Source organism: Paenibacillus sp. NRS-1760 (assembly GCF_050467785.1).
Taxonomy (GTDB): domain Bacteria; phylum Bacillota; class Bacilli; order Paenibacillales; family Paenibacillaceae; genus Pristimantibacillus.
The window spans coordinates 260,736-273,036 of the sequence record NZ_JBITPK010000011.1 but is presented as its reverse complement, the minus strand read 5'-3'; the positions used below and the strand labels follow the sequence as shown (position 1 = coordinate 273,036).

10 protein-coding genes are annotated in these 12,301 nt (G+C 45.4%); 6 read left to right on the top strand and 4 right to left on the bottom strand.

Annotated features, from left to right (window positions below; translation table 11 throughout):
* Nucleotides 1–10: 10 nt before the first annotated feature.
* Nucleotides 11–1,627 carry a citramalate synthase gene (gene cimA, locus ACIFSR_RS15095; RefSeq protein ID WP_076266839.1) on the bottom strand — a complete coding sequence of 539 codons (1,617 nt, stop codon included), beginning with the start codon at nucleotides 1,625–1,627 and terminating at the stop codon, nucleotides 11–13.
* A gap of 202 nt (nucleotides 1,628–1,829) precedes the next feature.
* Between cimA and ACIFSR_RS15090 the strand changes: the two genes are divergently transcribed.
* The 3 genes from ACIFSR_RS15090 (at nucleotide 1,830) to ACIFSR_RS15080 (ending at nucleotide 4,963) form a co-directional block, all read left to right on the top strand.
* Complete coding sequence (locus ACIFSR_RS15090) at nucleotides 1,830–3,116, top strand: DNA polymerase IV (RefSeq protein ID WP_430058031.1); 1,287 nt, start codon at nucleotides 1,830–1,832, stop codon at nucleotides 3,114–3,116.
* Nucleotides 3,117–3,172: 56 nt separating this feature from the next.
* Entirely contained in the window at nucleotides 3,173–3,409 is a 237-nt protein-coding gene (locus tag ACIFSR_RS15085; RefSeq protein ID WP_053376893.1) for a ferredoxin, read from the top strand.
* A 159-nt stretch (nucleotides 3,410–3,568) separates the two neighbouring features.
* Nucleotides 3,569–4,963, top strand: coding sequence for a L,D-transpeptidase (locus ACIFSR_RS15080; RefSeq protein ID WP_430058029.1), 1,395 nt, complete (start codon nucleotides 3,569–3,571; stop codon nucleotides 4,961–4,963).
* Between the two features lie 5 nt (nucleotides 4,964–4,968).
* On the opposite strand, the gene ACIFSR_RS15075 is transcribed toward ACIFSR_RS15080, so the two are convergent.
* The gene (locus ACIFSR_RS15075) at nucleotides 4,969–5,109 is read right to left on the bottom strand and encodes a hypothetical protein (RefSeq protein WP_179089760.1); all 141 of its coding nucleotides are present in this window, start codon (nucleotides 5,107–5,109) and stop codon (nucleotides 4,969–4,971) included.
* A gap of 174 nt (nucleotides 5,110–5,283) precedes the next feature.
* On the opposite strand from ACIFSR_RS15075, the gene ACIFSR_RS15070 reads away from it, so the two are divergent.
* From ACIFSR_RS15070 to ACIFSR_RS15060, 3 genes are all read left to right on the top strand, one after another.
* Nucleotides 5,284–6,381 carry a quinone-dependent dihydroorotate dehydrogenase gene (locus tag ACIFSR_RS15070; protein ID WP_339209684.1) on the top strand — a complete coding sequence of 366 codons (1,098 nt, stop codon included), beginning with the start codon at nucleotides 5,284–5,286 and terminating at the stop codon, nucleotides 6,379–6,381.
* A 17-nt stretch (nucleotides 6,382–6,398) separates the two neighbouring features.
* Nucleotides 6,399–7,202 (top strand): GTP pyrophosphokinase, encoded by an 804-nt coding sequence (locus tag ACIFSR_RS15065; RefSeq protein WP_076266843.1) that lies wholly within the window; start codon nucleotides 6,399–6,401, stop codon nucleotides 7,200–7,202.
* 239 nt (nucleotides 7,203–7,441) lie between these two features.
* Nucleotides 7,442–11,050 (top strand): LamG-like jellyroll fold domain-containing protein, encoded by a 3,609-nt coding sequence (locus ACIFSR_RS15060; RefSeq protein WP_430058028.1) that lies wholly within the window; start codon nucleotides 7,442–7,444, stop codon nucleotides 11,048–11,050.
* A 121-nt stretch (nucleotides 11,051–11,171) separates the two neighbouring features.
* Here the strand turns inward: ACIFSR_RS15060 and ACIFSR_RS15055 are convergent, their stop codons facing one another.
* The gene (locus tag ACIFSR_RS15055) at nucleotides 11,172–11,708 is read right to left on the bottom strand and encodes a PCYCGC motif-containing (lipo)protein (RefSeq protein ID WP_339203518.1); all 537 of its coding nucleotides are present in this window, start codon (nucleotides 11,706–11,708) and stop codon (nucleotides 11,172–11,174) included.
* Nucleotides 11,705–12,220: a thioredoxin family protein gene (locus ACIFSR_RS15050; protein ID WP_076266845.1), complete on the bottom strand. Its 516-nt coding sequence runs from the start codon at nucleotides 12,218–12,220 to the stop codon at nucleotides 11,705–11,707. Before ACIFSR_RS15050 ends, ACIFSR_RS15055 begins: the two co-directional genes overlap by 4 nt.
* Nucleotides 12,221–12,301: the final 81 nt, after the last annotated feature.

Below are 12,301 nucleotides of genomic sequence, written 5' to 3'. Positions count from 1 at the left end.
TTTTGTTGTTTTAATGATTGACGAGGCCCATGCGATCGTGAGGATCGACTAACGTGCTGTCAACCTTCACCATGTTAAGCAGGGCATAACGAATGCTGTCTACGAGAGCTTCCCAGCTTGCTTCGATGACGTTGTTTGATACGCCAACTGTGCTCCACGTATTGTTTAGTCCTGTCGACTCGATAAGAACACGCACCTTAGCTGCTGTAGCGTCCTTCTCGTCGATTACACGGACTTTATAATCGGATAGATGGATATCAACGATTTCCGGATAAAACTGCACCAGCGCCTTGCGCAGGGCGTTATCGAGGGCGTTGACAGGTCCGTTGCCTTCAGCAGCCATATAAACTTGCTGGCCGCCAACGTTGATTTTTACAATCGCTTCTGAAATCATTTGGCCGTTTGTTTTTTCTACGAGCATTTTGAAGGATTCAACCTTGAACAATTCTTTTACTTCGCTGCCGAATGCTTCACGAAGCAGCAGCTCCATAGAAGCGTCGGCGCCTTCAAATTGATAGCCTTGATGCTCGAGCTCTTTAATTTGATCCATAATGAGCTTGGTTTTCTCATTATTTGCGTTGACGTCAAGTCCAAGCTCTTTCGCCTTAGATATGATATTGCTTTGTCCTGCGAGCTCAGAGACTAGAATACGCTGCTTGTTGCCAACAAGCTCTGGTTGAATATGCTCATAAGTTTTGGAATCCTTCATAATAGCGGAGACATGAATGCCGCCTTTGTGAGCGAATGCGGCATTGCCGACATAAGCTTGACCAACAGGCATGTGGACATTCGCAATTTCACTGATATATCGAGCAGTACTCGTCAATGTGCGAAGCTTATCCTCTGGCAAAACGTCATAATTCATTTTGATTTGTAAGTTAGGGATGATGGAGCATAGGTTCGCGTTCCCGCAGCGCTCGCCGTAGCCGTTAATCGTGCCTTGTACTTGACGAGCTCCGGCTTCGATTGCTGCTAAAGAGTTTGCGACAGCCAGCTCACAGTCATTATGTGTATGAATGCCGATAGGAGCCGTTAGCTCCTGCTTCACGCGCGAAACGATTTCATGGATTTCACTAGGCAATGTGCCGCCGTTCGTGTCGCATAGGACGAGCCAGTTGGCGCCAGCTTCCTGTGCTTTCTTCAAAACAGCAATGGCATACTCTGGATTGTTCTTGTAGCCATCGAAAAAATGCTCGGCATCAAACAAGGCTTCCATTTGATTTTGCTTTAGAAAAGCAATGGAATCAAAAATCATCGACATATTTTCTTCTAAAGTCGTTTGCAGGGCTGTATGTACATGGAAATCCCATGACTTGCCTACAAGCGTAGCGGCCGGAACACCGGACTCCACGATGCGAACAAGGCTGGCATCCTGCTCTGCCAAACTGTTTTTGCGACGAGTGCTGCCGAAGGCAGTAATTTTGGCGCTTAAATTGAAAGCTTTGATCCGCTGAAAAAACTCAATATCCTTACTGTTGCTTCCAGGATTTCCGCCTTCAATATAATGAACGCCCAACGTGTCGAGCTTCTGGGCAATTTTTAATTTGTCATCTGCCGACAGGCTGATCCCTTCACCTTGAGTACCGTCACGCAGCGTCGTATCGAATATAGATATGTTTTTTGTCATTAACGGGACGCCTCCTTCACTGAATGCCTTTTCAAATCATAATTTAGTATTATAACACTTGTCGCCTTGAAAGTAGAGGGGGCAAAAGGAATTTTTGTCAGCTCGCGCTTGCTTCGTTGACTTGACCCTATTGGAATTGTATGCTTGGGTGGATAAGCTTATGTAGGCTTATGGCTTAGGTTAGGCGGTGTTTTGCGCGATTATGACGAATACGAATGAGTTCTATCCGGCTAAGGGCCGAGTAATCATTCATTTAGATATGAATGCTTTTTATTGTTCCGTACATGAGGCTGAAGAGCCGGAGAAATATAAGGACAAACCAACTGCAGTGTCCGGCAGCGTTGAGCAGCGAAAGGGTATCCTCGTCACTTGTTCTTATGCAGCACGGAGCAGAGGGATAAAGACGGGAATGACAGTCAGACAGGCACTAACACTTTGTCCTGAGCTTATATTAATCAAACCGGACTTTTCATTATACCGCAAATATTCACATGGCTTTATGGCAATCGCTAGACAATATACGCCGCTCGTTGAGTCTGTATCGATTGACGAATGTTATATGGACATTACCGGTTCGAAAATGTTCGGCTCGCCGCTTGATATTGCGGCCTCGCTGCAGCAGCGGATCAAGTCTGAGTGGTCTCTTCCTTGTTCAATTGGTTTAGCTCCAAATAAGCTGCTTGCAAAGATGGCATCCGACATGAAAAAACCAAACGGGCTGACTGTGCTGCGGATTCGTGATGTGCAAAAGGTGCTTTGGGATAAGCCGTGCGATCATTTGTTTGGCATCGGCAAAAAAACGGCTGATAAGCTAAGCAAGCTGAATATTCGGACGATTGGCCAGTTGGCGGCATCGGAGGAAACGATGCTGAATAAGCATTTTGGCGTAGTTGGCTCTTGGATGAAATCAGCTGCCCATGGACTTGATTATTCTGAAGTTAACCCAAATCGGGAACGGAACAAATCGATCGGTCATACGACCACTCTTCCGAACGATATTACTTCGCGGGACGACGTTTTCCGGGTGCTGCTTAATTTGGCGGATCAGACAGGTCGCAGGCTGCGAAGGCAGAAGATGGTCGCAACCACGGTTCAAATCACAATTCGCAAGCCGGATATGACGACGATTGCCCGCTCCCACACCCTTGCAGCACCTACGGAATCGAGTGAAGATTTCTATAGGGAGGCTTGCAAGCTATATGACCGGCATTGGAAGGAAGGCGAACCGATTCGGCTGCTTGGCATAACGCTCCAGAACCTCACTTTGCTTGCCGAAACTGCCTTGCAGCTTGATTTGTTCAGCTACGAGAAACAGCCGAGAAAAGAAGCGTTGACTAAAGCGATGGATCAGCTCCGCGACAAGTATGGAGAAGATGCTGTTTTAACGGCAGGAATGCTTGGTGATGATCCTTCAACCTTAATTAGGAATAAACGAATTCGCGGTACATCCTTGCAAAAGGACGATAGTTTGTTATATATTGATGAATGAAGCTTGACTGTACAGAGACGAGATTATTCCGTTTATTTATTTGGGAGGGGATTTCCATGGGTAAGTTTACTTGGGTTGAAAAAGATACGTGCATCGCTTGTGGAGCTTGCGGAGCGACTGCTCCTGACATTTATGATTATGATGACGAAGGTCTTGCAGAAGTTATTTATAAAGCTGACGGTAATACAGGCAACACTGAAATTCCTGAAGATTTGTTCGATGATTTGCAGGATGCAGCTGACGGCTGTCCGACAGATTCAATCAAAATTGCAGACGTTCCTTTTAATTACTAATTTTTGAGTGATGATAAAAAAGCTCCTCCTCGCTTGCCTATGCAGCGGTGAGGAGCTTTTTTTGTATATGCAGCAATAACAGAAATGGACGCCGGATTACAATCAAACTCCCTGCCTGCCGATATAGAGGATATATACTACATGTCGGGAGGATGGGGGATGGACTCTCCGGAAGATATTTTTTATTTGAAGCAATTTGTAAAGCAGCACCCTGATAACCAAATGGGTTGGTATTTGTTAGGCAAGCAATACAAGCTCGCTGGCAAGGAGGGCAAAGCGAATTATTGCTTCCTGCAAGCTGGTGAAGTATACGATGCCTTCGAGCATGAAAGTCATCCGTTATCGGAAAATCAATTGCAGCTGCTTAAAGATTGGGATTTGCAGCAAAAGAAAAAAAGACGAGCTCGCAAATTAGGAGCATTAGCTCTATTGTTCCTGCTCGTTGCAGTGTTTGCTCCAGCTAGTACTTCCGTATTCAAGGAAAGGCCAGAGCAGCCCGAGCCTATAACCTTAGTTGAAGTGAACCCAATTGGCGTTGTGTTTATACCGCGTAAAGAACGAAATCCAGTCGGAAGCGCATGGAACAGCCTCATTGCAGCCGGCAAGCAAGCACCTCTTCATACCATTGCAGCTCGCCTTGAGGAAGATGAGGGCTGGCGGAAATGGACAGGGAACACTAGACTGCTCATGTCTATAGAAAAGGAAAACGGAAGCAGTAAGCTGGATGTAACGATGTATGACCGCCTTACCTGCGAGTGTGAGCCTTCTGAGGCGAGCTCGGCAGCAGCACAATATAAAGAATGGAGCGTGCAGCAAGAGACGCACTGGACGCTTGCAAGCGGCATCTATCAATATGAGAAAAAATATAAAAAGTGGCCGGAGAAGCTGGATGACCTTATTCAACCTTATCCGAACAATGTTCTTTCCGGGGAACGCAGCGGTATGCGCTCTATGTTTCCTGCTGTATTGCGAAAGCTGAAAGCCGAGCAAGCACAAAAAAACCGTTCAATCCAAGAACAAGAACAAGCAGCAGGAAATCAGCAGCAAGAGGAAAGCGAAAAAAGAACGAGTCCGATAGTAGGCACAAATGGAATTTTGGATAAACAGTGGAGCCAGCCGCTAGAGGTCGTGGTAGATAAAGCGAGTTATCGACTTGCTGTTATTCAAGGGGATATCATTGTGCGCAGCTATAAGGTGGGCCTCGGAGGCGATGCAACACCTGAGGGAAGCTTCTACATAAGTGAAAAGGTTAGAAATCCGAATGGGCGTGACGATGGAAACTTCGGAAGCCGAGGAATGACATTATCGAATACGCTGTACGCGATTCATGGAACGGATGAACCCGGCAGTATTGGCAAGGACGAATCACTTGGCTGTATCCGGATGGGCAAAGCCGATGTGGAGGAGTTGTTTGATATGGTGCCGCTAGGAACGGTTGTCAAAATAAAAAATGGGACGCTTCCGTCTAAGGTGCAGCAGCCAGCAGAACGTTTTCAGCTGGAGCCGCTCCAAAACGAAACCAATCCCTTGAAAATCTATAAATGGTTGACGTAGACCGCTTACGAAGTAAAAATAAGAAGCAGCGCGACAGCTACAACAACTACGCCGACGATTGAACCAATCCATACAAGCGCTTTTTTGTTTACTTCATCCTTTGGTTTCGCTTTTATTGTAGCCGGTCTTCTTTTTGGTGAACTCATCGTCAATCAACCTCTCTATTTCATAGTAATAAATAATATGATCTCATTGTAATCGTTTTCTAGACAAGCCGCAATACAATGGAAGCTTGCACCTTGCGTGCAGGCTCTTTTCTTTTTGCTGCAAAAAAGATAAACTGTCAGATAGAGCATACATCTAAGATCGGAGTGAGTAAGTTGATTTATTCTTCAATTTTAAAACCTATTTTTTTTCGAATGGATCCTGAGAGGGCCCATCATCTTGTGATTGACGGCTTAGCAGCCGGCGGTGTAGTTCCAGGACTGAATGGTCTGATGAATGCGATGTATGGCGTAGCAAAGTCGCCTGAGCTTGCTACAGAACTATTCGGACTGCAATTCCCGCACCCTGTCGGACTTGCTGCTGGACTTGATAAGAACGGCAAAGCCGCGGACGGTTTCTCGAGCATAGGTTTTGGTTTTGCTGAGGTAGGAACGGTAACGCCAAAAGGACAAGCCGGCAATGAGCAGCCGCGATTGTTCCGCCTCCCATCAGACGAAGCGCTTATTAATCGGATGGGCTTTAACAATGATGGCACAGCGGCAATGGCAGAGAAGCTGTCACGCCGCAAAATAAATAGAATCCCGATAGCGGTTAACATTGGTAAAAACAAGATAACGCCAAATGAACTTGCTCATGAGGACTATCAGACCTGCATACGCGAATTGTATACATACGGCGACTTTTTTGTCGTCAATATCAGCTCTCCGAACACCCCGGATTTGCGTGATTTGCAGCATGGTGAAGAACTGAGAAATTTGCTTGCCGCTGTAAAAAAGGAAATAAACACGCAAGCGGCGAAAACAGGAGCAAAAGCAAAACCTGTTCTCGTCAAAATTGCGCCTGACATGACAGATGAACAGCTGGAGCTTACCGTTGCGACTATTATGGAAAGCGGAGTTTCAGGTATAATTGCAACAAACACAACATTATCGCGCCAAGGCCTTCAGCATTCGAATGCTGGCGAAGCGGGCGGGCTCAGCGGCAAGCCGCTGCGAGATCGTTCAACGGAGGTCATTCGGGCGGTATATCGCCAAACAGGAGGCAAGCTGCCCATTATTGGCTCGGGCGGCATTTTTACAGCACAAGACGCATACGATAAAATCCGCGCGGGAGCTTCACTTGTGGAAATCTACACGGCGCTTATTTATAAAGGGCCTGGAGTGCTGCGAGAGCTAACGAGTGGATTGAAGGAATGTTTACGCAAAGATGGCTACCGCAATATTGCCGAAGCAGTTGGTGCAGATCACGTTTAAGAACAGGAGGCGGCCGGATGGACGGTAGAGACTGGAATCTTTTTTTACAGCCTTATGAACAAGCGGTTGAAGAACTTAAAGTGAAATTTAAAACGATGCGGGTCGAACTGAAGATACGAGAAGCTTACGCGCCGATAGAATTCGTCACCGGCCGGGTTAAGCGAATTTCTAGTATTTTGGAAAAGGCCAAGCGTCTCAAAGTCCCCTCGGATCAATTGGATACGGGTATAGAGGACATTGCAGGTATTCGCATTATGTGCCAGTTTGTGGATGATATTCACCGAGTAGCTGGCTTGATTCGTACACGTAAAGATCTTTCCCTTGTATATGAGAAGGATTATATTACGAATTTCAAAGACAGCGGCTACCGAAGCTACCATATGATTGTAGAATATCCGGTTCAAACAGCACTAGGATACAAAATCGTGTTGGCTGAAATTCAAATACGGACGTTAGCGATGAATTTTTGGGCGACAATCGAGCATTCATTAAACTACAAGTTTAAAGAAAGCTTGCCTGAGGATGTGCGTGAGCGGTTGAAGAAAGCGGCTGAAGCCGCATCGCAGCTGGATACAGAGATGACCAGCATACGCAAAGAGATTTTGGATGCGCAGACCGAGTTCGAGGAGCAGTCCAACGTGGTCTCGAAGGTGCTTAAAGGCATACAAGATTTATATTTTTATAATCGGGTTCGAGAAGCTGCTCAATTTCAAATGAAATTTAACGAGAAATTTGAAAAAGAGGACTATCATGAGCTTAATCAGCTTTCGCTAGATATTCAAACGGCTATTGGGAAAGCTAAGAAAGCAAACCAAAGCTAGCATAAATGCAGGCGTAAAACCCATGTGAATTGGATTTAGGATAGTTAGGCAAAATGAACATTGAAGACGACTTTCACTCCATTATAGAGTGAGAAGTCGTCTTTTTTTGTTGTCCAAGGGAGGTGGCGCCATTCCATCATTTACAATAAACAAACGTGAAAATGACTTCTGTTTAACAATGCAACCAATCAAAACATATATAATGCACATGAAACAAGAAATTAAAAGGAGTGATTGATTTGTTTTTTAAGTGGAGGAGAAGTTTAGCGGTTTTCATAGTTATGGCTGTTTTATGTTCCAATGCACAAGGGTTCATTCGATCAGCAAGCGCTGCTGATGGTGCGGTACAAGCACCTGAAGCATCTGTTGCTGGAGGACGTTACGAGGCTGCGATAGCGGTTGTATTAAGCTCTAAAACAAGTGATGCTGGCATTTACTACACACTTGACGGAACGCTGCCTAACGAGAAAAGCAAAAAAGCTGACAATAATCCGATCACGATTGCCAAAACCACAAACCTTAGCGCGATTGCGATAAAGGATGGCGTGACGAGCAAGGCGGTAACGTTTGGTTACATGATTAAAACAAGTGAAAAGCCGCTGCTGCAATTTGTAGCGATGTCAGACGTTCATGTAGGCTCACGCACGACAGGTGATCCAAGATATGAAAGCTATTTCGATACTATCGCATCGATCTTCCCAAATCCTGATGCCATCCTGGTTGTGGGTGATATGATCAACGATAACGGAGGAGACAAACCGAACGATCATCAAATGGTAAGGGAAATTTTCCAAGCGAATCTAGCTAGAAAAAATATGACCAATACAAAGATGCATGTTGCAATGGGAAATCATGACGCGACAGTTGCAAAAGTGAATGAGCATTATCCAGCGGATTGGTTCACATCACAAGCCAACGGCTATTATGAAACTCAAATCGGCGGTTATTATTTTTTCTTCTTGAACGGAAACAACTACAACTCGGATACAGGCCAGCGCAATTGGCTTAAGGGCAGACTGGCTGAAATTACAGCTGATCCATTAAACAAAAATAAGCCGATCTTTGTAGGCATTCATCAGCCAATCACAGGGACGGTAATGGATGGACAGCAGGCGTCCAATCCGAACCTTAACAGTGATCTGGCGGGTTACCCGCAGGTTATTACGTTGTCGGGGCACTCTCATCTGACCAACAGCGATGAACGCTCTATTTTCCAGAAGGATTATACGGCTCTGAATCTTGGCTCGATGTCGTACATTGAAGCAGAGCATGGCTACTCTGCTGTAACGAATGCAGGACTGGTCAGCCGCTTTGAATTTCCGGTATCTCAGGCTGATTTTATTGAAGTGTATGCGGATCGGATTGAAGTAGATAGAATTGCTTTTAATGCAGATCCGGCAGATATTATGGATGATTGGACACCGGTTCCCCCATTCAACAGCGTCGGTACAATTGCTGGCGAGAAATGGGTTATTGAACTGAAAGGCAACACGATTCAAGAGATCAAAAGCAATTTCAAGTATACGAGTGCAAATCGCAATAAAGTAGCACCACAATTTCCTGCTGAGACGGATCTGAAAGTGACGGGTCTGGATGGCACGCCTAAGCTGAGCTTCAATCAAGCGAAGGATGACCAAAACATGCATCATTACGAGCTGACGCTTACGAACAAAAGGACGGGTACGACCGCAAAATCGGTTAATGTGTTCTCCGACTATTTCTTTACGCCGATTCCGAATGCGATGACGATTCCACTGGACGGACTTGATCCGCAAACGACCTATACTGCGGTCATTTATGCCGTTGACAGCTACGGGAACAAGTCTAGTGCGATCCAGCATACATTCCGTACGGAAGGCACGCTGCCTGAGCTTACGCCGATTGACCCTGAAACGATGTGGAAGGACCTAGTCGTTGATATGAAGTTTGACGACAACTTAAACGATGATGCGAGCGGCGTGACGGGTTCGGCTGTATCACGAGGAAGCGTTGCGTACGTGCAGGGCAAATCGAATAAAGCAGCTTACATTCCGGCAGGCAATGCGAATTATATTGATCTGGGCAGCCGCAGCGATCTGAAGTTTGGCAGTGGCAGCTTTACGGTATCGTTCTGGCATACAGGCAATTTATCTGGAGATCAGACGGTCATTTCGAATAAAAACTGGAACAGCGGCAAAAACGTCGGTTGGTATATCGGACCTGCTGTAGCCAATGCAATGACGTTAAACATTGCAGACGGCACGAACCGAATGGATACTTCGGCGGGTAGTGTAGGAAGTGAATGGCATTTGCTCACGGTCACCGTCGACCGAGCAAATCAAGTTGGCAAAGTGTATGTCGATGGGGTGGAGAAGGCCTCTAAAGAAATGACTGCACTTGGCACGAGCAGTGTAGACACAGCATTTAATACGATTATTGGCGCGGATGGCAACAAAGGGAACGGCGGTGCCAATGTTACGATGGACGATTTGAAAATTTGGAAACGGACGCTCACTGCAACGGAGATCAAAGCGTTATCCGATTCCTACAAAATCATTCCAGCCTATACGTATGAGCAGCTTAACAAGTTGATGGTTGATGCTTCGGCCTTTGATGCTGCCAGTGAAAGTGTTGTTGGCGTCACCTATTCCGCTGCCAAGATGATGGAGCTTCGGTCTGCTTTAAGTAGTGCATCGGCGCTTACTCCTGAAAGCCCAGTAAACGAAATCGATGAAGCTTATGTGAATCTTATGCTCGCTTTGGAAGCGGCAAAGGAATCTGTGACTTATCAGTTCCTATCGAAATCGGCATTTGCAATCGAATCATTCAGCTCTTATGCGGATAATGAAGATGCATTTGCATCAAATATTCTCGATGGTGATTCGGCGACTATTTGGCACTCCAAATGGGAGGCTCCCGCGGCAGATTTCCCTCACTGGGTTATTATGGATTCAAAGAATAGCCACAGCTTGAGCGGCATTCAAAGAACAAGCAGAATGAATCAAACTGCGCTGGAATTTCCGAAAGACTTTGAGGTATACGCTTCTGATCGCTTGTCAGATCTAAGTGACGCGGCGTTCCTTGCGAATGAAGCCAATAAAGCGACAGGCACCTTTGGAAAATCGTGGACAGGCAGTACGTATAAAGACTTTACACCGCTTAACAAAACGATTTCCGGCAGATATATCAAATTTGTTGTAAAGAGCACTTATAATGCAGCAGGCACCTTTACGAGCATGAGCGAAATTGATTTTACAGGTACAGTGAAGGACAAGCAGACGGAAAAAGCCAGCTTAAAAGGTGAAACGAAAGTAACAGTAGGTGGTTCTATTGCGCTTACTTACGGTCTAGAAAACGTTGTGGGTTCCGTTATGGCAGAGGACATTACGATTGAGTACGATCCTTCCAAGTTAACCTTTGTTTCAGCAGTATCCATGGATGATACTAAATTTTTGATCCCAGAAACGAAGGATAAGGATGGACAAGTAAGATTAATCGCAGTCCATTTGAATGAGGCACAGTCGAATGCGAATGGGGATTGGATGAAGCTCACATTCCAAGCTAAGGCAGGAGCTTTGGCAGGCCCAACTCAAATTACAGTGAAAAAAGCAGTATTATCCGACAGTGTGGAAGAAGTACCGATAGCCGGCGATTCGCATGCACTTGAAGTTATTAATATTCCTGGCGATTACAACAATGATGAGAAGGTAAGCATCGTTGACTTAGCAATCCTCGTAAAATCATATGGTGCGAAGGAAGGCGACAGCAACTGGAATGCAGTTAAATCTGGGGATTTGAACAACGACAAGGTCATTGATATTCTCGATCTCGTATTAATGGCCAAATTAATCGTTGATTGGAGCAAATAAGAAAGAATAAGTAAATAAAGCCTTAGTTGCATTACATGCTTGAAAAAAAGAAGCTGTCCAGAAAGGTCGGAGTAGACCTAGCTGGACAGCTTCTTCAACTTATACAGCAGATGAGCGTTAACTAATCTGTTGATTTTTTTGGTTTGTACAGCTTATCGATGGCTGCACGTATTTCTTCCTTGGTCTTGCCTTGCTTGCTTAAGGCGATTACTTCTTCCATCTCTTTCTTACAAATGCCGCAGCTGGTACTGTGATTGGTCCATGTGACAGCGCCCTCGTCCGCAGGATGTTCGGCAACGTAGCAGCGCAGAAGCGAGTCATGCGGGGTTTCAACTGCTAACCCATCTGAGCAACCGCAATAACAAGTGATCCCGCTCATAATGTCTGCGTGAGCATGGACTCCTTTATATAGCTCGCTCGTATGCGGCGTATAGTCCGCTAAAAAACCAGGCAGCTCATCATAGGATGCTGTTGTTTGCCATGTTTCTGAACCGTGTTGATGCTCAGCGCCTGCCTTGTCGTCGTTCGCTAAGCCGCATGCGGTGAGCAAAGTAATAAAAGCGAATGCGAGCAGCAAAGCATACATGATGCTGCGAATGCGTGAATTTTTTTGCTCCTCCGTAATCTGCTCAGCCGTTTGGCGCTGACGCTTCATCATTTGGTTTCAGCCCCCGAATATTTATTGAAAAACGCTCTAAAATCATCTAGTTTGTAGCCGGTAGTTCCTTCTTCAGCAAGTCCGCCCTCTAGCTTGTCAATTTGAACGCCATCTTTGAAATAAGCAAGTGTAGGCGTAAATTCCACATTATATTTGTTGAAATAGCTTGGGAATTCTCTTAAGTTGAATTGCGGAAGGTCAATTCCTAGCTCATCAACTAGCGGCATAAGCTGTGGCGTCGTTCTTTGGCAATGCGGACAATCAGAAGCGAATAGGTAAACGAAGAAATCTTCCTTATCGGCTACTTTCTTGTCTAATTCAGCAGGCAAAATGATATTCTGATAGTTAGGATCATTAAGCAGCTTGCGTGTTTCTGGGTTCAGCTCGGAGAGGGGCTTGTCATAAACGGCGTTTACCTTGCCACTGTTGTTTAAAACGGTAATAAGACCGAATAAAATAACAACGATACCGATATAGACGTAAATCATTTTCAATTTCTTTTTCTTCTTCATGTAAGCAACTACCTCCGAAACAGGTTTAAGTGGACAAGCTATGAAAGAACAGCATGTCCTTACTTAAATATATTATATAAC